Here is a 23,606-nt window from a genome sequence, read left to right on the forward strand (position 1 = left end):
TGTTTCATTTTTTTGAAACAACCCTTTTGTTATAAATAAATTTCACTTTTACTTCGTGAGCCCTATTCTATATTATCATTTCTATTTATTTGATAATTCTCCCAAAAATCATATCGTTCCCCAGTATTCTTTTTGGTATCTCCCAATGATTTTGATTTCTCTATCATTTCTATCCTCATTTTCTCTACAATAGGTTGGTAAGTATCCAAAGCAGCAAGATTATTTACTTCCCAAGGATCTTCTGAAAGCTTAAATAATTGAGTGACTCTAGAGCCCGCTCTGAACTCACCTTTATTGTTCGAATAATCTGGCGCCGAAACGTATTCTATCAATTTATAATCACCTACTCTATAGGCTCTCTGATGTTGACGATATGCATGATAGGTATAATCACGTATCTGTTTTGCTTCTCCATTAATGACCTTTGCTAAACTTATGCCGGTGGCACTTTTAGGAGCATCAATCCCTGCTAAATCGCAAATTGTTGGAAAAATATCATGGATGTAACACAAAGCATCTAACCTTTTTGGTGCATCAATTTTACCACCAGAAATAATGAATGGCACATGGATTCCGTCTTCATCATAAATATTTTGTTTCCCCATTAGCCCATGGTTCCCTACAGCCAAACCACTATCACCAGCAAGAACAATAATTGTATTTTCATACCTTCCAGTTTCCTTTAATACTTCGATTACACGACCAATTTGATGATCCAAATGAGTAATAATCGAATAATAATCAGACAAATGTTCCTTTGCTATTGTCTCTGTTCTTGGCCATGGAGCAAGTGCTTCATCCCTCACATTCATATGTCCATTATCAAAAGGATGCATACTTAAATAAGACGGCGGCAGTTCAATTTTATCAATTGGATATTGCTTCTTATACTTCTTTGATGACTGTCTTGGATCATGAGGAGCATGATACGCCAAGTACATAAAAAAGGGTTTTTCATTATGATAATTTTCAATGAAACTAATGGCTTGATCGGAAAATATTTCAGAAGTATGCGGTCCATCCTCATCGTTGGATATTGGCCCCTTCACCTCTTTTGGATTGTAAGCAGTTCTTATTTGATGATCATTTTTATCGTATCGTATCATAAAGCTGTCCTCTGCTTTGTAGTCGCTTTTTTTGTTCCACTCCCAAAGGGGCATTCGGTAATGATCGACCAAATAGGCTCCTAACCCCATCACTAATCCACCAGAATTAAAAGATCTATTGAGTGATTTTTTATCCTGATGCCATTTTCCCACCATATGCGTATGATAGCCTGCCGCCTGAAAAGACTCCCCAATAGTCGTGTGCTTTTTAGGTAAAGTATATCCTTTTCCTTCCAACTGAAACAGTGATCTCCCAGATAACAACATAGCCCTACTTGGCATACAAGTGGCTCCAGTAAAAGCACCCATTAAATATGCTTTGGTAAAAACCACTCCTTCGTCTGCTAATGCATCGATGTTTGGCGTCTTTACTTGCATACCACCCAAAGCATGTATTCCAGTATAACGATGATCGTCTGTATAGATCAATACTACATTGGGTTTTTGTGCCTTTAGGGATAGTGATATCAAAAAATAGAGAACAAAAAGAATGTATTTTTTCATGGTTAAATCTGGTTAGCATCAATTAGTTTCATTTCTTCACGGCCATCCTCATTTTCTAAATGGAAGGCAATATTCTCCAACTTTATTTTATCGATATGTCGACCGTAAAGTCCATATACAGGCGATTTTCCTAATAAAGTATATTCTGGATATTGGGTAATGTTTTCAGGAACAACCGTTTGATTATCGCTGTTAATTCCAGCCCCCGGCAAAGTGATATTGATGTTAGATAACTCAATAAAACCAATGCTATGATTTGGCGTTCCTGTAATCATGATGCCTGAAGGTGGCTGTACTCTTGACTCCTCTATCTTTCTTGCTTTTGCAGTAAGGTTACTAATTTTAATCCCTTTCATACTTCCCACAGGTTGTTGAGGTGCATTTCTATACACCAATCTTCTTTCCCCTAATCGAACAAAAAGCGGCATATCAACATTGGTCATCTTGATGCTGTCAATCAGGATATTTTCCACATTCGAACCATCAACACTTAAAAGTTTAATACCTCCGCCTTTTGTATCGTACACCTCACAATTTTTTATAGTGATATTTTTAAAATCTCCCATCGATTCAGTACCAAACTTAATTGCCCCCCAATCGCTTTTTAATCGACAATTATTTACACTAATATTCTCTGTAGGAATAGCACTTGTCGTTTTAAAACACAAAGCATCGTCTTCGGAATCGATATGTGTATTTATAATCTGACCATCTTTGCTACTATCAATATCGATCCCATCGTTATTTCTATTTGCATGGTTATAGATGGAAATATTGTCCACCAAAAAAGACTGACACTGATAAAAGTGCAATGTCCAAGCCGCTGAATTTTTTAATTTCACATCTTGAATGCTTACCCCCTTTGTGCGTACTAATCGAATCAAAAAAGGGCGATAAGAAGGCTTCACATTTTTATCGACATATCCTCTCTCCTCAAAATTCTCCTTTGGCATTTGAGGAACATCTAAAGTAATTCCTAAAGCCTTTATATTTTTTTGGATGTTTTCCCATGTAAATTCTTTCCCTTGTCCATCGATAGTCCCTTTACCTGTAATGCGAATATTTTTTACATCAATTGCTCCAATCAAACATTGCCCTCTGTACTGACCTGTTGCATCAATAAAGGGATCAATGCTTTCGAAATGATTTGGATTTGGACTACTTTTCAATTGTGCATCTTCGGCAATATGTAACTCTACATTATCTTTAAGCAAGACTGTTCCTGATAAGAAAGTGCCACCTTGAAGGATCACTTTTCCTCCACCATTTTTTGAACAAGAATCAATTGCTTTTTGTATAGCCGATGTATTCAAAGTAATTCCATCAGGAACACCTCCATAATCCTTTACATCGTAGGATTTTTGGGTAGTACAGCCGAAACTCATCAACCATAAAATGAGTAGAGTAATTTGCGATAGTTTATTCATTTCGATTTCATTTTTTATGTAATCAAAAGTAAAATAAAGTGGGTTGATTTAACGGGGGCTGTATTGTTGAAATAAAGGGTATGAATTTGATCCACTTGCAGAATAACTTTTTTATCAATAGATATTAACCTTATTCCAATCCAACTCAATTCATTGTACATTTGAGTAATCGAAAACCTAATCCGTGAAGAATAAACATTCAAATATCCCCATTTTCATCCCTGAGTTAGCTTGTCCGCATCAGTGTGTATTTTGTAATCAGAAAAATATTTCTGGTCAGGAAGGCATTGTACAACCTCATGAAATTCAAGATATTATTGATGAATATTTAAGCACGATGAACGATGGTAGAACCATTGAAATCGCTTTCTTCGGGGGTAGCTTTACAGGGATTGACATCAAATTACAAGAAGAATATTTGAAGATTGCCCATGCCTATATCCTTTCAGGAAAGGTGCATGGAATTCGACTTTCTACGCGCCCCGATTACATTGATCAAAATATCATTCAATTATTAAAAAAATATGGTGTTACAGCTGTTGAACTGGGAGCTCAATCGACAGCTAAAATCGTATTACAAAAATCTGGTAGAGGACACTCTTTTGAAGACATCAAAAAAGCTGCTCATTTAATCAAGTCTGCCGGTATCGAATTAGGTTTACAAATGATGATCGGTTTACCTGAAGACACAAAAGAATTAAGTTTACAAACGGCAAAAGACATTGTGGCTTTAGGTGCTGAAACAACTCGAATTTATCCAACCATCGTTGTAAAAGATACTGTGTTAGAAAAACGTTTTCTTGAAGGTTTATATCAACCACTTTCTTTGGAAACCGCTGTAGATTGGACAAAAGATATTTTATCCTATTTTTCTAAACATGATATTCATGTGCTTCGTGTGGGTTTACATCCATCAGAAGATTTAGTGAAAGGGAAAAACTTGATTTCTGGACCTTTACACCCTGCCTTTAAAGAGTTAGTGATGTCGGATATTTGGCATCAGTTATTTGAAGAATACATTTTACCGAAAGCTAAAGGGCAGTATTTGGTAGAGGTGGCAAATCGACAATTGAATTATGCTGTAGGTTTTAAAGGAAAGAATAAGTCCTTCTTAACCGAGAATGGGTTTCAAGTGAAGTTTATAGGTAATGAAAATCTAAAGGGTTATGAAAGCAAAATTAGTTTTTGTGGATGATCGTATTCTTCCGCGAGTGGAGAAAAAACTATCCGCTTATGCTGAACAAATTATTGGATTTAAAACCCAAGGAATTACCTATAATTCTATTTCTTGTCACCCCGATGTGTTTATACATCAGTTACCTAATAAAGCACTTATTTTAGCTCACAATATTCCAAATGAATATCAAAAAATCTTAGACGAAGAAAAGATAGCATATACATTTGGAGAGGAAGCAATTGGGGAAACCTTGAAGAACAGTACTTATTATAACTGCATCAGCACCCCTCAATATTTGATTCATAAGAAAGGATTCACCTCCTCTTCAATTTTAAAACTTCACCCTAAAACATTACTAGAATTACCACAGGCTTACACAAGGTGCACCACTTTGGTCTTAAAGGAAGGAGTTGCCATAACATCAGATAAAGGAGTTCAAAAGGCACTTGAAAGATATGCTTGGGAATGCTTTTATTTCACTCCAAAAGATATAAGAATAGAAGACCATGAATATGGTTTTTTTGGAGGATGCTGCGGTGTTTTAAACAACAAAGTGATGGTTTTGGGAAATCCTCTACTCCATGAAGATGGCGAGAAATTGATTTCATTTTGTGGAATTCATGGATTTGAGGTTATAGCATTGATGAAGGATTATATGTATGACGGTGGTGGGGTGTTTTTTGTTTAAATCAAATTTTGAATTTGTCCTTCCTCCTGTACGGACGTTGCATTGCAACGTCCCCACGAACCAATTCTAAAAAAGAACTCTAAAATTATTAAAGCAATATCCTGTACGGACGTTGCACCGCAATGTCCCCACGAGCCAATTCTAAAAAAGAACTCTAAAATTATTAAAGCAATATCCTGTACGGACGTTGTACTGCAACGTCCCCTCGAGTCAATTCTAAAAAAGAACTCTAAAATTATTAAAGCAATATCCTGTACGGACGTTGCACTGCAACGTCCCCTCGAGCCACCCAAACAATCCAGGCTTAATTATTGATATATCCCACATAATAAAAGCATTTAACGATTCACTTAATACTATGAAAAACAGACAATCCAACAGACTGTACAATTGGGATTACAGAGATGTCTCCGACTATTTCATCACAATCTGTGTAAAAAATTTTAACTTAAAATTTGGAAGTATCATTGACGGCAAAATGATTTATTCACCTGTAGGTGTTATAGCTGAGATTTGTTGGAAGCAAATACCTATTTTTAATAAACATATTGCTTTGGGAGAATATGTAATTATGCCAAATCATATGCACGGGGTTATTGAAATCAATGAAAAAATAATTAGTACAAGAGATGTAAAAGGGTATCACTCTGAGATTTCGCCTAATCAAGGAAGTATTTCTACAATTGTAAGAACATATAAATCTATGGTCACTAAGCATGCAAGACGATTAGGTTTTGAATTTGATTGGCACAATAGATATTACGATCATATCATAAAGAATGGTAGAGAATATCAAAGAATCGAGGATTATATTTTAAATAATATTGAGAAATGGGATGAGGATAGATTTTATTCAAGTGGTTCGTAGGGACGTTGCAGTGCAACGTCCGTACAAAGGTGGAACACCTTACTTTATTAAAAACTGCACATTGGTCGCATAGTTGAATCTTATTTTTATAAAAAATTTCTACGAAATAAGAGAATAATTTATAAAACACATCATCTAATTTGAAATACATTTTATATATTATTGGATTATTTATAATATCAGCTTGTAAACCTTATTTATGACATCCAGATCGTTCTAGAGGATATGCCAAAGATATATCAACTAGTCTTTTCAACCTGAAAAAGATTAAAAACGAAGATCATAGTTTGCTCATTAGTAAAACCAATGAAGTTCTATCATTTATTGGTGAAAAATCATTCAAAAAATGAAAAATAAATTCATAAAAACCTTAGTGGTACTCTTTATCTTAGGTACAGTGACCATCGGAATATTGGGTACATCATATCTCTTTTATCCCAAACAGACTAGAGCATTTCTTTTGCCAAAGATAGCATTGGTTGCAGAAATAGTTTTTAAAACCACTCCTTATGAAGGAACTACAAAAGGTATCGATCCTAAATTAGATGTTAAAATAAAAGCAGTTTTAGCTCAGCTACATAAAGAAGGCATCAATGCGAAAGTGATCAGTGGATATCGATCTCTAGAAAAACAAAAAGATATTTATGCTCAAGGAAGAACTAAAGCAGGTGGAATAATTAGCAACGCTATTCCAGGCTTATCTTTTCATAATTACGGATGGGCTGTGGATATTGCCGTCTATGAAAATGGCAAACCTAACTGGAATACGAAACATTGGGACCGAATTGGTGAGGTTGGAAAACAACATGGTCTAGTTTGGGGTGGTGAGTTTCGATCTATAGTAGATAAGCCGCATTTGCAATTGTCCTTGTCGGATATTTTTTTCTAAAGTGATTGACAAAGCTAAAATTGAGAAAAAAATCATTCTTAGAGTAAACTGATTAAAAGGGTATTACTCTAAGAATGATTTTATTATTTCAACACATCAATTGATTTAGAATGAGGTGTTACAGTACATTAAATGCTGTATTTAGTGACCAAATTCCAAAAGCAGCTCCTTTGTTATCCGATTCACTATAACCACGATATTGAGCATAAATGGCAGTTTTATTATTGATTTGATACCCCGCTTTTAAATCTAAGCTCACACGAGTTTGAGTCTCTTTATATGATTCCTGTTGGTATTTAACACCAACTTTAGTAGGAGCAACACCTAGTCCTATGCCCAACATTAAATTATTTACAGGAGCATATTTATATCCAAAGTTTACCTCAGGAAAAATAGTAATGTTAGATGTTACACCCTGATTTTTTTCTGAGATATGATCCATACCTGCTCCCAAATAGAAATAATGATTATCTCCACAATCAAAATCATATTCGAGACTAAGACCTAGTGCTACAGGGTTAGTGTCTGCTTCACTTGAACTGAAAACCCCAATAGATGGAATAATTGAAAACCTGTTCTGTGCATTAGACGCCAAAGAAAATGCAAGTACTGCGACGATTGATAAGATGAAGTTTCTCATTTTTGCTTTTAGTTTATTACAATGTTATAGTTTTTGATAGAAATCTGAGACAATTATTTACTTTAACTATGTCAGTTATCATTTTAGTTTTTATAAAATTAAGTTAATATTTCATTGATTCAGCATAAATAGTTTTAATAAATTTTAAGTAACACGGAAAATAATTACATATAAAAATATCTAATACTCTTTTTTAGGTGCGTTGATGTAACATCCCGACTGAAGAAAAACATGATTATCCAGCGTTTTATAACAAAGATATAAATCAGATAATATTTTTTAGAATCAAAAAAAACCCAAGAATACATTCTTGGGTTTCTGTATCAAAAGCCTAGGAATTACTCCTAGGAATATTAAATTACTTCTCTCTCGACATCGAATATGGAGCAGATTCCACTGAAGAACCCCATGCTTTATTAGGCTGAGGACCCATTTCAAACTCAATTTTACCACCCGCCATGATTTGATCATGCGTTAAGTAAGTTAAGTTGAAGTCTTTTCCATTCAATTTAGCCGATTGGATATATACATTTTCTTCGCTGTTGTTGTTAGCGATTACTGTAAATGTATTTCCATTTTCTAACTTCATTGATGCTTTTTCGAATTCTGGAGATCCGATAATGTACTGACCTGTACCAGGAGCAACAGGATACATTCCTAAAGCAGAGAATACAAACCAAGCAGAAGTCTGACCGTTATCTTCGTCACCACAAAGACCATCAGGTGTTGGGCTGTAAAGATCTTTCATCACTTTTCTTGTCCATTTCTGAGCTTTCCAAGGCTGACCTACATAGTCATATAAGTAAATACCGTGTTGGATAGGTTGGTTACCATGTGCATACTGACCAGTTCCATATTTCTCATCAGCTACTTTCATTTCTGTGATCTCGTGGATTTCGAAACCATAGTAGTCGTGGTTAGCAATTGATGGAGTTGAGAATACTGAATCTAATTTGGCAGCAAATGCTTCTCTACCACCCATTAAATCGGCTAAACCTGCTGGATCGTGGAATACCGACCAAGTGTAGTGCCATGAAGAACCTTCTGTAAATGCTCCACCCCATGCTTCTGGAATGAATGGAGTTTGCCAAGAACCATCTTTCATTTTTGCTCTCATGAAATTAGTTGATGGATCAAATACATTCTTATAGTTATTTGCTCTCTTCTTGAATAAATCAATTTCTGATTGTGGCTTACCTAGTGCCTCAGCTAATTTACTGATAGTGAAATCAGCATAAGCATACTCTAAAGTTCTTGCAGTGTTTTCGTGAATACCTACATCGTAAGGGATATAACCTAAGTCGTTGTAATAATCTGCACCCATTCTACCTACAGAACCTAAAGGACCTTGTTGGTTAGAGTTCTTGATAATCGCTTCATATAATTTTTCGATATCATAGCCGCGGATACCTTTTAAGTAAGCATCTGCAATTAATGATGCTGAATTTGAACCAATCATACAATCTCTGTGACCAGGAGAAGCCCATTCTGGTAACCATCCACTTTCTTCGTAAGTGTTTACCAAACCAGCCATAATCTGACCATCCATTTCTGGGTACATTACTGTGAAGAATGGGAAAACTGCTCTAAACGTATCCCAGAATCCATTATCAGTAAACATATATCCATCTCTCACTTCACCGTTGTATGGGCTGTAGTGAACTAGTTTATTGTTCGCATCATACTCGTAGAACTTTCTTGGGAAAAGTAAAGTACGGTACATCGAAGTGTAGAAGTTTTGTTTTGATCGCTCAGAACCACCTTCTACTTTTAATTTATTAAATTCTGTGTTCCACTCTAACTTAGCAGCATCAAATACTTGAGCGAAAGTTTTGTCACCAATCTCTCTATCCAAGTTAATTTGCGCTTGTTCTGGAGAGATAAATGATGAAGCCACTTTAGCAGTTACTACTTCACCTTCTTTTGTATCAAACTTTACATAAGCTGCAGTTCTATACGCTTCTACTTCTAAAGCATCAGAAGATTCTTTACCGTTCCAAGTACCTTGAGTAGTGAAAGACTTATCAAATTGTACTACAAAATAATTTGCAAAGTTTTCTGGAACTCCACCTGAATTATTTTTAGCAAAACCGATAATTTTATTTTCTTCAGGAATCACCTTTACATAAGAACCTTTATGGTATGCATCTAACAATACGATAGATTCTGATGATTTAGGGAAAGTGAATTGGAATACCGCACCACGAGTGGTTGGAGTTACCTCTGCAGTGGTATTGTAAGACTCTAATTCAACTTTATAATAATGTGGTTTGGCAATTTCAGTTTCATGAGAATACTTTGATTGACGTTCTTTTTCTTTAAACTTCACTTCGCCTACCATTGGGAAGATAGAAAAAGCCGCATAATCGTTAATCCATGGTGAAGGCTGATGCGTTTGTTTTAAACCATTAATGCTATCTTTTTGATACATATAGGCCCAACCGTCTCCGTTTTCATTGGTTTGAGGTGTCCAGAAGTTCATACCCCAGGGAGTAGCCACAGCTGGATAAGTATTACCTGTTGATAATTTAAAATCGGATAAGGTACCCACTTGAGTACTCACGTATGGAGTTAAATCAAGAAGTTCTTCTTTTGAGTTATCTGTTGAACAAGCCGTTAGTAACGCTGCAAGACTCAACCATATTAGATTTAATGATCTCATTTCCTGTTAATTATATTATTTATTTAAGCTCAATTTTAATTGATTCGATCAGTTATTTACAGTATCAAAATATACCTTTAATATCCCGCCTTCCATAATTTGGGAATATGTAATAAGGTTATTATTTAATTTTTTATCGTTAAAAGTCACTTTAGAGACTTTATTATTCAATTCCGTTCTGTTTTTCGCTTCTATCACTAAGTTTTTCCCATTCAATAGATCCAAACTTATTCTATTGAAAATTGGAGCATCTATCTGATAAGTTTCATCAATATCTGTCAGTCTAAAACCCGTAGAAATAAACGAAAAGTACTCTACATTTAATGAGTCAATTGATGTGTTTTGTTGTAATTTTTTAGAAGCAAAATCTACTTTCCCGTAAGAATTAGTAGTGGTCATTTTTGAAGTGAAACTCATTAAAGGATTATAATCTTCGATTTTATCAAAAGGATTAAAATGATGACTGAAGTAAACTCCAGAATAGAATTTTTCATTTTGAATATCACTTCCACCCTCTAAATAAAATTTCCCAAATAGACTTTCCCATTCATTCTGAGCATTGTTTACAGCCAAAGAGAAAGAATTATGACTTTCTGACCTCAATATATTTTTAGCCTCTCTGATACTTTTTCCTGAAAATGCTACCTTTACTTCAACCGCTTCATTTTCGTTGGTCATAAACGTAGCTACCCCTTTTAATTTCTTACTGTTAAGCTTTAATTTATTGGAGATTTTTTGATCATTGATTAAACGAAAACCATAATAATCTTTGGTAAACTTAATAGCAAAATAGACCTTAACCGCTTTGTTATTTTGTTGAATAACATTGTAACCTAATACTTCTCTAGGAGAGGTAGTATATAATTGTGCGTCGATTACCTTACCTGCATTTTTATATATTGGATCGATAATAATCTGAGCACTATTTGTATTCGGAAAGGTGTATTTTTGAAAAGCTACATTTTTCCCTGTAGTAAATACAGCAGTAATGTCTTCATTTGGTAAGTAAACCTCAAAAAAACCTGGTTCTAAAATGCTTTTTTGGGTATCTATTTGTAATTCAGGACTGATAAAATCAGTGTTATTGTCGATAATTTGAGTGGTTGTCGAAATTGAAATTCGCCCTATCAAGTCCTCCTTATTATCTAATTTGGCTTGCATAGAAAACCCTTGATAAACACTATCTTTTAAATAAATGTCCTCATTAGATTTTTTACTATCAATTGAAGGAAATTGTACGATGTTAGACGTAGGCATACTCACCCCATAATACGGTGTTTCGGTAGTATTAAAAAATACTTTCACTTGATTAATGGGCTTAATCAATTCTTTTTCCTTCACTTCTTGTTTACATGAGATGAAACAAAAAGTAAAAAATAAATATAAAAAGAAGTAAATATTCTTCTTCATGAAGAAAGATATTATGGTATGGTTGCAAAAACACGCACTTCCGTGCAACTATGTGCAAGATATTTCTATAACTAGAATATTCAAAATTACATTTATTATTCTGCTTTTAACTTTAGATTTATTTGACTAAAAAAATATAAATCAAATATGATATCAATTTCTGTAGATAAAGTGATCAATCGGGTGAATGAATAGAATTACATAAAAGGTTAGGAATCCTGTTATTTTATTTTAGATAATTGTCCAAGCTAAATTGTTAATTGACAACCAATAATCAAGCGAACAACAATAAATAATAAGCAATTAAAACTTTTGGAATGCAGATTGCATAAATATAAAGTAACAACAAATTTATAGTAATTTTCTAAGAATGTACTGCACTTATTTCTTAGTATAATAAATTCAAATGACTAGGCAACTACTAATATTATTATCACTAAACTTTGCCTTTTTCATCGGAACAACTACTAAAGCTCAGGATGCACATTTATCTCAGTATTATGCCGCACCCTTATACTTGAACCCAGCATTAGTAGGAACAGCCGGTGATGGAAGAGTGAATATGAACTACAGAAACCAATGGGTTGGAGTTCCTTCGAACTATTCCACCTTTATGGCTTCTTTCGATACTCCAATCCCAAAGAAAAATATTGGTTTAGGTGTTACCCTGCATCAAGATGTAGTCGGCACCAACTCTGGTTCTATTATGGACCGTTTTGTGATGAACTTTTCAGGAGGGTATAATTTAAAACTAAATAAAAAATACACCTTAAGTTTTGGTCTTCAATTGGGTTTTGAACAATCCTCTTTAGGATTTTATAAACTGTTATTCGGAGATCAAATTGATGATGATGGCATCACAGGTGATCCAACAAAAGATAGAGTCGATAGAGAAAGTCATATCTATCCAGACATATCAAGTGGTGCACTTTTATATGGCAAAGACTTTTGGTTTGGTTTATCCGTATATCACATGAATCAACCAAAGATCACAAGATTTACTAACGGAACAGATTACTTACCTGTTCGATTTTCAGCACATGCAGGCTATAGAATTCCCCTAACCTATCGCTGGCATGGCACGGTTGCAAACTACGATGATCGCACAGTAAGTTTCATGATGCACTATCAATCTCAAGGCAAAAAAGATCAATTAAGTACTGGTGTAAATTTAAATTACAACCCTATCATTTTTGGTATCTGGTACAGAGGTCTCGTTGTAAAATCAAACGAAGATCCAAGTCAGTTTAACCACGATAGTATTGTATTCATGTCCGGTGTTCAGGTGAAAAGATTTACCATAGGTTATAGTTTCGACCATCCTATTGGAGGTTTACAATTTGCCGAAGGTAATTCGCATGAATTATCCATTAGATACGATCTTAATTTTTATCCGAATTATAGAAAAAAGAAGAGAAAAGGAAAAGTTGGAGTGCCAACTGACAAATGTCCAATCCCTAATCTCTAACAGCAATAGCAATGAAACTAAATTTACTATACATAACGTTTTTACTAATTCTAACAACAGGTCTTACCAACAACTCCTTTTCTCAAAGGTTAATGCAAGGTAATCCCCCTTCTGGTACTGATATCTCTGGAGGTGTTGTAGAAGCCTGCGACTTTTTGCTCACTTCATTTTATGTAGATGATCAAGGTTTAGGACCTATTACTAATTATAGTTGGAATTTTGGTAACGGAAATACTTCGACACTTGCTAATCCTACGGAAGCATTCACAGACAATAGTGGTTCGATAAAAGACTTTACGGTGACTGTATCATTTACACAAGGTGGTACTACGAAAACTTTAAGTACAACTGTTCGACTTAAACCCATCCCAACAATCGATTTTGAGTCGGATGTCGAAACTGCTTGTGATGGTGCTAGAATCACCTTTACTAAAACCACAAATATTGATTTAGCGAGTTATGAATTCATTATTGATGGTAAAAGTTACCAAGACGGTCAACAATCACATCAATTGGCTCCAAAAGCAGATGGGTACGATGTATATCTAGTTGGTGAAACACTCGATGGATGTAAAGTCGAAACGTTTAAGCAAACCTATATCAACATTACGGAGAGAATCTACACGAACATTGATCCTACAATAGTTTCAAGTTGTCAGAGTTCACTTACTCAAACCTTTACTGCTGAAACTTTTTTAGTGAAGGATGATTCTCCTGCTCCTGATATTACTTATACTTGGAATTTTGGTGATGGCACAACCTCAACAGATCAAAATCCAACACATACTTTTGATATAAGCAATGGTAAAAATTATACGGTTTCTGTAACAGCAACAAACGGTGGTTGCGTAGATACACAAACAGCAAATGTGTATTTGGGAGTATCAGAAAATATGTTTGATTACACTCCTCCGGCAACTTTTTGTGCTACCTATCCAGTGACTTTCAGACCTCAATTACCGGCTGATTTAGATGGAGAGCAAATCACATGGAATTTTGGTGATGGAACTATCGTTTCTTCAAACGTACCTAATAATGTTGTTCATGATTTTTCGAATACAACAGGTGCTCCTGTAAATTATACCGTTACGGCTACTTTAGATAATGGGTGTACATGGTCTGAAATTGTAACAGTACCATCAATGGTATTATCTGATATTTCAATTACAGCAGACAATACATTGTTCTGTTCGGATAATTTCTCGGTAAATATGAGCATCAATAATTTACATGATGTAAACAATTACTTTTGGAGAATAAGAGAGACAAATAGTACAGATTTCCCTAATAACCCGAATCCAACATTCACATTTAATGCGGGTGGTACTTATACCATTCAATTAATTGCTAACGATAACGGAGAGTGTTTAATCGATGAGGTAGAAGTAACTTCTACTCCTATCGACACACAAATTGTGGGTGTAGGCGTTGGTGTTAACTGTGCACCATACTCCACTACGCTATCGTATAATTTAAGTCAAGGAGGGATAGCAATTCCTGATAATTCTGTCACTAGAACATGGACAGTAACTGGTAGAACAAATGGGGTCAACCTAACAGGAACGGGTACCACTTTCCCTGTAAACAACCTTACGGCAGACGATTATGACGTTACAGTTGTATTAGATTTTGGAGGAGGCTGTACTTCTACAGATACAAGAGTGATCAATGTAGGAGAGCAAATTGATCTTGATTTTACTTTCTTCCCTGGTCCAGCGATCTGTAATAATACAACAGTAGATTTTACGAATACATCAGATAGAAAAGGAATTCCTGATGCTGATATACAATATTACTGGGATTTTAATGTACAAGGTGCCCCTAATTGGCAGGCTGCAGGAAATGTAAACGGTAATGCTTCTCATACATTCAATGAATTGGAGGCAGGTTTTTATACCATTGGTTTCTATGCCGTTCAAAATGGTTGTGAAGCCATTCCAGTATTTAAACAAATTGAGGTGATTACTCCAAGAGCTAATTTTGATATGGAAATGTCATTGGCTTGTGATCCAACATCAATTACTATCGATAACTTATCTACTGGTGCAGAAGCGGGAGGTAATTATATATGGGATATTTCTGTAAGTGGAACAGGAGGAAATAGAACTACTCAAATTATCACTACTGATATAAATGAAGATATACCTAATCACCCTGACTTTTTAGGTTTAAATATTGATTTTGGCGATCAAGTAACCGCATTATTGACAGTACAAAACTCAGCTTCAGTACCTTCAGTAACTCCACCAAACTTTTGTGTTGATGATTACGAGGTCATCATCACTATTCCTAATAAGCCTCCTCCAATGAATCCTCGTTGGGGATTGGCCAATAATAATTACACTAATCCTACTGAAATTTGTTCAGGTACAAGATTATATTTTGATCCTGCCGTAAATAACAACACTTACCCTGGTAGTTACTTTTGGAGATTTACCAATTTAACTACAGGTACAGAGTACACAAGAACCAATCGTAGACCAAATTTAGAATTTAACGAAGGAGGCGATTGGGAAATTGAAGTCACTGTAAATTATAATAATTCTGGCTGTACAGAAACCATCACAACTGGACCGTTCACAGTATATGAAATGGATTTCAGAATTGATGATGATGTAGATAATGTATGTATTGGCGAGCCTATCACCTATTTTGTAGAAACCGGCTATAAATTAGAAGCACCAAACATTACTTGGGTTTGGGAAGTGAATGGCACCGATGTAAGTTCAGGTTCAGGACCTGTAGTAGATGATTTGGTTTGGGTGTATAATGATGTTTTAACCCCTCAAAGCGACCGCCATAGAGTAAGATTAAAAGTATATTCTGATGTTTGTGATAGAAATTCTAATACAGAAAGAACAAGAGTAACACAACCTGTACTTGATTTCACAGGACCTATTGAAGATTATGTCTCTTTTGCTTTCAGATGTGATTATATCGAAACGTATATTGATCCAAACATTAATACGAACACAGTTTATAATCCTTGGAACTCTGATTTCATTTGGGAATTAGAGTATCCTGATGGCACAAAAACACCTATTACTCCTGACGGAATCGACAATTATATTTTCCGTTTTGATAATCTTACACTCGGAACATACAAAGCATTTTTAGCAGTTACTGACGATAATGGTTGTACTACTTTAGACAGTCTAACTTTTGATGTCCCTGAAATTCCATTCAGCAGAGCCGCTTTCACGCCTTCAGAAGAAGAATTAGCTTGTCCAGGTTTTATTAATTTCACCGACCTTGCTGATGGTACCGATGGTAACACAATTCCTAGACAAGATGCCAATGGAAATGAAGTAAGTATTTCTGATTGGGTATGGAGTGTAACCCTCAGCGATGGCACTGTATACACTAAAAACGATGATCAAGGTGAATTTAGTTATTACTTTGAGCCTGGTGATTACAAAATCAGCATGGCTACCCGAGATACTGAAGGATGTATCATGTATGCCGATAGTATGAGCATCAATGTGGGTGGTGTAAAAGGAGATATCTACATTCATAAAAAAATTGGCTATTGGCCTTTAAACACCAATTTAGAAGCTATACCTGCAGACGTTTCAGGTGAGATTCAATCTATTGAATACTTATGGACTCTTGGCAATGGTGGAGCAGCAAGTGGTCAAATTCCAAACGTAGATTATGAACCTGATTGGTCAGCTATACCTGGCTCATCAATTAGTTACTTCCCTTTCCTATTCTTTAATTCATCAATTATATTAGTGAATGGTGACACAGTAGAATGTAGGTATCAAGCGTACGAAGATCCTTTAAATTATGTCACTATTTTAAAGAACCCTGAAGTAGAAATCGATGATATTTTCATTTGTACTACTGAAGGGGATACAACAATCAATGCATTCGATCCGAATTTCCAACTAACTGATATTGATACAACTCACTACAGTTATAAAAGTGAAATATTCTATCAATGGTATGTGGATGGTCAGTTAATTCCAGCAATGGATGGTGGAATGGATTCCACTATCACTTTAACTTACTGTAAAGACACTACAAACTGTGGATATTTTGATATCAATCCAGACGATGTTGATGGTAGAGACTATACGTTAGAAATATGGTTGGATGCAGAATATATTGATAAGGTAGATCCAACACATAATCATACTGATCAAAGAGTGGGTTACTCTACAAGAACATTTAATGTAAAATACGATCCAACTCCTGTAGCAGTACTTCCGACATTAAATCCAATTTGTTTATCAGATTCTATTTACATTAATGCTAGTAGCTCTGGTTTCCAACCTTATACAAGAGGTAACATCACTGAGTATCGTTGGAATATTACATCAGCTAATTCTTATTTAAAAGATACCACAACCACTGACCCTGAGTTAGGAATCATTTTCCCAGAAGAGGGTGATTATGATGTTCAGTTAACTGTCGTATCTGATAATATTTGTGCAGACTCTACAGTGAGTCAAACATTAAGAGTAAAACCATTACCTGTAGTTGACTTTGAAGCTCAAGAGGTTTGTATTGGGGATGAAATGCTTTTCAATAACCTTACTACATTTGAGGGTACTGAAATTTCTACAGATCCAAGTATTATTCAAGAAGTAAAATGGTATTTTGATGTCGACAACTCACCTAATGATGTGGGTTCAACAGATATTAACCCATTATATACTTATCCTGCACCAGGTACATATAATGTACTATTGGAAGTCTTCACGTTAGAAGGTTGTATGGAATCCTTCTCGAAGGAAGTGATTGTAAGAGAGCTTCCGACCATTACAGTGAGTGATAGTTTGTATATCTGTTTCGGTGATCAGGTAACATTATCAGTTAACGGAGGAACTACTTATGAATGGTCTACTGGAGAAACTACTCAAGATATTACCGTTGCTCCAATTGCAGATTCTTTATTTGTAGTGAAAGCATGGAATCAATACAATTGTTTAACTGTCGATAGCGTTAAGGTATTTGTTATTCCTGACTTCAGAGAGAGTCAAACGATCTTTGTTGCATGTGAAGGTGAAGAGATTACTTTTGATGCCAGAATCAATGATTATGATGGCACTATTGAATCCTTCGAATGGGTAGATAATGGCAGTACAGACCCTACGCTTACTGTTTCAACTCCAGGAGATTATACTGTAATTAATACGATAACTAGACCTGATGGCGGATCGTGTACATTTACTAAGACGTTTACGGCTAGATTTAATCCTCTTCCTGATGGATTTGCAGTAGATACATTGGTGCACTGTTTCTCTGATGGTCCTATTACAATTGATGCTCCAACAGGCCCTTCATATGCGTATGCTTGGGATACAGGAGAAAACACTCCATCTGTCATCCAAAATGCACCAGGTACTTACACGGTGACCATTACGGATACATCTGACACCACAAATTGTTCAACAACAACAAGTGTAGTTGTATTTGATCCACTTACTGATGCAGCATTCGCTTTCACCCAAGTTTGTTTAGGTACTGAGACTGAATTAACAGCTCAATATGAAAATCTTGATGGATTGAAAATTGAGTATCAATGGACATTAGGTTCGTATGAATCAATTACAACAGACACTCCTAATTTAACTTATGAATTCCCAGATTTTGGTGATCATGAAGTTACCTTAGTGGTCAACCCTATCGGGGGATGTCCTTCTCCTGCAGTTACCCAAACGGTAACTGTTTATGAACTTCCTGAACCTTCTTTTGATGTGGATGAAATTTGTGTTTATGGTGAAGCGGAATTTAATAATAACACCACTTACCAAGGAGTAAGAGCTCTAGAAGGAGGTTTTGATATTGCGTTAATAGAATGGGATTTTAATTATGATGGTTCTACGCCAAACTTCACTTCTAATGAGTTCTCTCCTAGAAATGCCTATAATGAATCAGGAACGTTTACCATCCTATTACAGGTAACAACAACGAATGGTTGTATTAAGCAATTTATGAATACACTTATAGTGCATCCTGAACCAGTTATTTCACTTACAGAAGACACTTACATTTGTGAGGATGATCAAATTACTTTAGAAGCAAGTGGTGGTTCAACATATTATTGGGAAGGTTTAGGCCTCACTGATAATAAAATTACTGTGGATCCAAAAGAAGATCAGACCTATGTAGTTCAAGTAACATCTGCTGCAGGATGTGTATCTTATGATAGTGTTACAGTCTATGTTATTCCAAACATAAAAGTGGAAGCCTCTTATTATGAAGTTTGTGAAGGAGAAACTGTTGAGTTAAATGCTAACATTGATGATTATGATGGTGTTAGTCAAGATTTTGTTTGGTCGAATGGAGAAACATCAGATGTGATTTATGTTGATCAGCCAGGTACATATACTGTAAGCAATACAGTGACGCATGAAAGTGGAAAAGAATGTGTACTAACACAAAGTTTTGAGGTTGTACACCGACCACTTCCAGCAGAATTTGCGGTAAAAGAAAGAGTTATTTGTTTCGATACAGAAAGTCAAATCATTTTAGAAGCTCCTCAAGGAAATAACTTTGTTTACTATTGGGAAGATACTGGCGAAACAAGTTCAACGGTGAGCAGAACTGAAGAAGGGGAATACACCGTTTATATCATTGATGAAAGTTACGACACAGATTGTGAAACAATTACAAGTGTTGTTGTTGATGATATTTGTCCTCCTAGATTAATAGTTCCAACAGCGTTCACTCCAAACTACGATGGAACCAATGATGAGTTCTTAATTCGTTCTAAATATGCCACTGACATTAAATTAAATATCTATAACCGTTGGGGAGAAATTATTTTCAGTAGAACATATGCAGATTCTAAAGAAGCGAGAACGGAAGGAAATGGTTGGGATGGTATGTATAGAGGGAACTTAGTAATGGGTGGTGTCTATACTGTTATTGTGGAATATTTAAGTGAGTTAGATGGAGAAAATTATAGAAATTCTACTCCTCTAACTGTTATCAGATAGTTTTAGGGACATTGTTCTTTTATTAACGTAGTTCGGTAGGGACGTTGCAGTGCAACGTCCGTACGGAGCAACCTCCATATAGAACAATGTCCCTATAATCTTATTACTTCTCCTCTAATTCTTGAATAGTTTTCTGCATAATAATATAATGCAGTTCTTGAACATCATTTCTATCAATGTTACTCATATCAAACTCCCAATCTTGACCATTTATCAAAGTGATTGTTAAGGTATTTTTATTTAGGTTTGATGATTGAATTTGACGATTTAAAAAACGGATACCTTTTTTTGAGTTTACTTTTATCAGCAATCCAGTTGAATTAATTTCAACATAATGTTTCCAAAAAACCATTTTTAACTGATAAGCCATCAGAATAATAAAACCAATTACCATTAGAATATTATTGTACAAGGGTAATAGATTATTCTTGATAAAACCTCCTCCTACAGAAACACATAATATTGATAAGATATAAACACATATCTGAACATAAGTATTTACTTTAAAGAATTTAATTTTCTCCATTTTCATTTATTTTTTTCGGTACAAAATTAATAACCTATTGTACAGTTTATAAAATTCAGAATAAAAAAAGTCGTATAAACTAATTTCTAAAATAAATTGTTTAATATATGTAAATAAACAACTATAAGTACTGTTATGGTAAAAATTATCTCCGATTTTAATTTTGATGAAAAATTATCTTTCATCAAAGTAATAGAAAATATGATTCATGCTGACTGCAAAGTTGAACAGGAAGAATTAATGTATTTTGAGCAATTGAAAAAAAGGCTAAGTTTTACTAATGATTTCGTTGAAGAGGCTAAAAGATTAGATACCATGAAATGTGTTGAAATTTTAAAACTGATGTCAAATTCAAAGAAACAAATTGTCTATGATTCATTAGTTGAATTGGCAAATGTAGATGATGAATTTCATCCTAATGAAAAAGTGCTAATTGACAATCTATGCCAATTGATTCATTTTAAACCTCAGGCTAATTCTTGGAGATCCTCTTAATTTTTCTGATATTCATTGTTAACCAACACCAATACAATGACACTATCGAATTATTTAGCTGAACTTTCACAAGATCAACTTCTCTATTTTTCACTTCCTATATTTTTCATCGCAATAATAATTGAAGTAAAAGTAGCCAAAGAAAAATATAACCGAAAAGATACAAGCGTATCCCTTTTAATGATGCTTTTTGCTGGAATAATTGAATTTATTCCCAAGCTTATAGCATTTATAGTCTTTATATATCTACATGAGATCAGTCCTTTAAAAGATATAATACAAAGACAATGGTGGGCATGGTTATTACTTTTCTTTTGTGAAGATCTCTCCTATTATTTTTTCCATAGACTAAATCACGAAATAAGACTTTTTTGGGCAGGGCATGTCACTCATCATTCCTCAGAGTATCTTAATTTTGGCACGGCCTTAAGACAAGGAGTTGGAGAAAGAATACATAAATACTTTTTTTGGCTATGGCTACCTCTTCTAGGGTTTGATCCATTAATGATTTTCACCATGATGGGGCTCAGCTTATTTTATCAATTTTGGGTGCACACCGAATTGATTGATAAGTTACCAAAGTGGTTTGAATATTTTTTTAATACTCCTTCCCATCACAGAGTTCATCATGCATCTAACATTAGATATTTAGATAGAAATCATGCTGGAGTTTTAATTATTTGGGATAGATTTTTTGGTACCTATGCTGAAGAACTTAAAGAAATTGACCCTCCTGTTTATGGACTCACTGAAAATATTAATACATTCAATAAGTTCAAGGTGGTTACTCATGAATATCAAAACCTTTGGAGGGACATCAAAAGTGCTGATCGTTTTACTGATAAACTTCGGTATTTATTTAAAGCACCGGGTTGGAGTCATCTAGGTGATGATAAAAGGGCAAAAACTTTAAGAAGACAGTTATCAGAAGATCAGGAGAAATCCAAGATTATCCTTTAACTCCGAGCTTTAAGAAAATAGGGAATTTCACCTCTCTTTTGGTGTTTTCTCCCCAAATATTTTTCAAGTTTTCCATTAATTCCTGAACAGGATCATGTGTTGGATTGGCTTTTAAGTACGTCTGAACACTAGTCCAAGTATGAATAAATCCATACAATTGCTCCAAATCCCAATTGACAGTCATATCTACATATCCTTCGTTTGAGATCACTTCAAAATCAAAGGGTACGTTTTTATATTCCTCCTCTAAAATTTTACGTTCTTGATCCCAGAAAGGGCCAATTACATCATAATAGAAATAGTTGATCATTTCATCAATTTCATCATTCACTTTAAAAAGGTTATATCCAAAACAAGCTATAGTACCTCCTTTTTTTAATAATCTAAAAGCCTCTTTATTAAAGAGTTCTAGATCGAACCAATGCAAAGCTTGTCCAACGGTAATTAGATCAAAGTACTCATCTTTAAATTGAGTTACTTCAGCCCTACTTTCTATGTACCATATATTTTTTTGGGATTCAGCATTATTGATCTGATTTTTACTGATATCAATTCCAATGACTGAATTAAATTTTTTAGATAGATGAATAGCGACTTGTCCGTTTCCTGTACCACAGTCTAAAGCTGTTTCAAAGTTTTTGGTATTCTGACATATGTATTCAAAAATACTTGATGGGTATTTTGGTCTAAATTTTTTGTAAGTAGAAGACGTTGTGGTGAATCTGTCAATAACCTGTTTCATCGTTAATAGTTTATGAGAAATTGAGAAAGAATTTAAAAGCCTAAAATCAATAGACTCAAGTTTTTAAGTATTATATACTCAAAATAAATTCAATGTTTTTGAGATGCAAATAAACAGGTAATTAATCATGTTATTTCACTAAAAAAGTAACAATACTACTATTTTTAAAATAAACATTGAAGTATTTTGACTTTGCGGTTGATGCCGGAACTTCTGCTATCAATTTATTACCCCTTTTTGAAAATTTCACTTCCAAAGCATATTTACTATCATCATATGCGAACAATAAATCATTTTGATTATTTACATCGGTGAACACCATCTGAAAAGCTTTCTTACTTTTGACTTCTTTATTTAGAGGCTGAACTAATTCAACATGAGATAGAAAATAGTCCAAATAAAATAACGGATAATCGTAAAATGTTTTCTTATTTACATTAATCAATTTGTCACCTTCAGAAGAAGGATAATGATTTAGAATAAAATCTTTTGGAGGCATCATGAAATAAGTATCTGTATAATTCTTTACAAATTGCTGATTAAAGTCTACACTTCCTGCACCCCATGTAGCATCTACTAAATATTTTTCTCCTTTAATGGTAATTATATTCCAAGCATGATCGTTAGGTATCTTATCGACTGTTTTTTTGGGAAGGTCAGAAACAAAAGCTTTACTAGTCCCATTCACAGTATAGCACTCTACTCCTGTCTTTTCACACAAAATTTCGAATAAGGTAGAGTATCCATCACATACCGCTTTTCTTGATCTAATGGCCTTCTCGGCTTTTTCAATTCTTATTTTCTCGAGCTTTTCTAATTTTTCGGCTTCCGTTTTATAGGTAAACTTATATCCTCTTTGTGGATTTTTCCAAGCATCTACATCATAAGCTATTGTATTTGCTATAAAGCAGTAGATTGCTCTACTTTTGCTTAAAGGATCGGTATATTTTTGGTTGATTTTTGTAGCCAAGACATCAATATCTTTCACTTTAAGAAAACGCTGTACCACATATTCATCAACAGCCTTAAGATCTTGTGCTAAAAGGGATAGCGATATTAAATTGAAAAGAATAATTGATATAAATTTTGCCATT

At 34.5% G+C, this 23,606-nt stretch carries 16 protein-coding genes; 8 read left to right on the plus strand and 8 right to left on the minus strand.

The window, feature by feature from the left end; genetic code table 11:
- Nucleotides 1-62 precede the first annotated feature (62 nt).
- The gene (locus KMW28_RS27835; protein ID WP_169666613.1) at nucleotides 63-1,610 is read right to left on the minus strand and encodes a sulfatase-like hydrolase/transferase; all 1,548 of its coding nucleotides are present in this window, start codon (nucleotides 1,608-1,610) and stop codon (nucleotides 63-65) included.
- A gap of 2 nt (nucleotides 1,611-1,612) precedes the next feature.
- Complete coding sequence (locus KMW28_RS27840; protein WP_205958234.1) at nucleotides 1,613-3,037, minus strand: glycoside hydrolase family 28 protein; 1,425 nt, start codon at nucleotides 3,035-3,037, stop codon at nucleotides 1,613-1,615.
- A gap of 184 nt (nucleotides 3,038-3,221) precedes the next feature.
- On the opposite strand from KMW28_RS27840, the gene KMW28_RS27845 reads away from it, so the two are divergent.
- From KMW28_RS27845 to KMW28_RS27860, 4 genes are all read left to right on the plus strand, one after another.
- Complete coding sequence (locus tag KMW28_RS27845) at nucleotides 3,222-4,232, plus strand: elongator complex protein 3 (RefSeq protein WP_169666615.1); 1,011 nt, start codon at nucleotides 3,222-3,224, stop codon at nucleotides 4,230-4,232.
- Complete coding sequence (locus KMW28_RS27850; RefSeq protein WP_169666618.1) at nucleotides 4,204-4,902, plus strand: DUF6873 family GME fold protein; 699 nt, start codon at nucleotides 4,204-4,206, stop codon at nucleotides 4,900-4,902. Before KMW28_RS27845 ends, KMW28_RS27850 begins: the two co-directional genes overlap by 29 nt.
- A 358-nt stretch (nucleotides 4,903-5,260) precedes the next feature.
- Nucleotides 5,261-5,770 carry a transposase gene (locus tag KMW28_RS27855; RefSeq protein ID WP_169666621.1) on the plus strand — a complete coding sequence of 170 codons (510 nt, stop codon included), beginning with the start codon at nucleotides 5,261-5,263 and terminating at the stop codon, nucleotides 5,768-5,770.
- Nucleotides 5,771-6,143: 373 nt separating this feature from the next.
- Entirely contained in the window at nucleotides 6,144-6,659 is a 516-nt protein-coding gene (locus tag KMW28_RS27860; protein WP_169666623.1) for a M15 family metallopeptidase, read from the plus strand.
- Nucleotides 6,660-6,777: 118 nt separating this feature from the next.
- On the opposite strand, the gene KMW28_RS27865 is transcribed toward KMW28_RS27860, so the two are convergent.
- From KMW28_RS27865 to KMW28_RS27875, 3 genes are all read right to left on the minus strand, one after another.
- A complete protein-coding gene (locus KMW28_RS27865) occupies nucleotides 6,778-7,299 on the minus strand; it encodes an outer membrane beta-barrel protein (RefSeq protein ID WP_169666626.1) in 522 nt (173 codons plus the stop codon).
- Between the two features lie 358 nt (nucleotides 7,300-7,657).
- Entirely contained in the window at nucleotides 7,658-9,961 is a 2,304-nt protein-coding gene (locus KMW28_RS27870; RefSeq protein ID WP_169666629.1) for a GH92 family glycosyl hydrolase, read from the minus strand.
- A 48-nt stretch (nucleotides 9,962-10,009) separates the two neighbouring features.
- Nucleotides 10,010-11,371, minus strand: coding sequence for a glycoside hydrolase domain-containing protein (locus KMW28_RS27875; protein ID WP_169666632.1), 1,362 nt, complete (start codon nucleotides 11,369-11,371; stop codon nucleotides 10,010-10,012).
- Nucleotides 11,372-11,777: 406 nt separating this feature from the next.
- Between KMW28_RS27875 and KMW28_RS27880 the strand changes: the two genes are divergently transcribed.
- Nucleotides 11,778-12,839: a PorP/SprF family type IX secretion system membrane protein gene (locus KMW28_RS27880; RefSeq protein ID WP_169666634.1), complete on the plus strand. Its 1,062-nt coding sequence runs from the start codon at nucleotides 11,778-11,780 to the stop codon at nucleotides 12,837-12,839.
- A gap of 11 nt (nucleotides 12,840-12,850) precedes the next feature.
- On the plus strand, nucleotides 12,851-19,789 hold the full coding sequence (locus KMW28_RS27885) for a PKD domain-containing protein (protein ID WP_169666636.1): 6,939 nt from the start codon (nucleotides 12,851-12,853) through the stop codon (nucleotides 19,787-19,789).
- A 103-nt stretch (nucleotides 19,790-19,892) separates the two neighbouring features.
- Here KMW28_RS27885 and KMW28_RS27890 read toward each other — a convergent pair whose 3' ends face one another.
- Nucleotides 19,893-20,315 carry a hypothetical protein gene (locus KMW28_RS27890; RefSeq protein ID WP_066215654.1) on the minus strand — a complete coding sequence of 141 codons (423 nt, stop codon included), beginning with the start codon at nucleotides 20,313-20,315 and terminating at the stop codon, nucleotides 19,893-19,895.
- Between the two features lie 135 nt (nucleotides 20,316-20,450).
- Between KMW28_RS27890 and KMW28_RS27895 the strand changes: the two genes are divergently transcribed.
- Both KMW28_RS27895 and KMW28_RS27900 read left to right on the plus strand, forming a co-directional pair.
- Entirely contained in the window at nucleotides 20,451-20,810 is a 360-nt protein-coding gene (locus tag KMW28_RS27895) for a tellurite resistance TerB family protein (protein WP_066215656.1), read from the plus strand.
- Nucleotides 20,811-20,846: 36 nt separating this feature from the next.
- Complete coding sequence (locus KMW28_RS27900; protein WP_066215657.1) at nucleotides 20,847-21,770, plus strand: sterol desaturase family protein; 924 nt, start codon at nucleotides 20,847-20,849, stop codon at nucleotides 21,768-21,770.
- Here KMW28_RS27900 and KMW28_RS27905 read toward each other — a convergent pair.
- Both KMW28_RS27905 and KMW28_RS27910 read right to left on the minus strand, forming a co-directional pair.
- Complete coding sequence (locus KMW28_RS27905) at nucleotides 21,760-22,512, minus strand: class I SAM-dependent methyltransferase (protein WP_169666639.1); 753 nt, start codon at nucleotides 22,510-22,512, stop codon at nucleotides 21,760-21,762. The two genes, KMW28_RS27900 and KMW28_RS27905, sit on opposite strands and share 11 nt — an antisense overlap.
- Nucleotides 22,513-22,642: 130 nt before the next feature.
- Nucleotides 22,643-23,605 carry a transglutaminase domain-containing protein gene (locus KMW28_RS27910; protein ID WP_169666642.1) on the minus strand — a complete coding sequence of 321 codons (963 nt, stop codon included), beginning with the start codon at nucleotides 23,603-23,605 and terminating at the stop codon, nucleotides 22,643-22,645.
- Nucleotide 23,606 lies beyond the last annotated feature (1 nt).

The sequence above is a fragment of the Flammeovirga yaeyamensis genome (assembly GCF_018736045.1).
Classification (GTDB): Bacteria; Bacteroidota; Bacteroidia; order Cytophagales; family Flammeovirgaceae; genus Flammeovirga; species Flammeovirga yaeyamensis.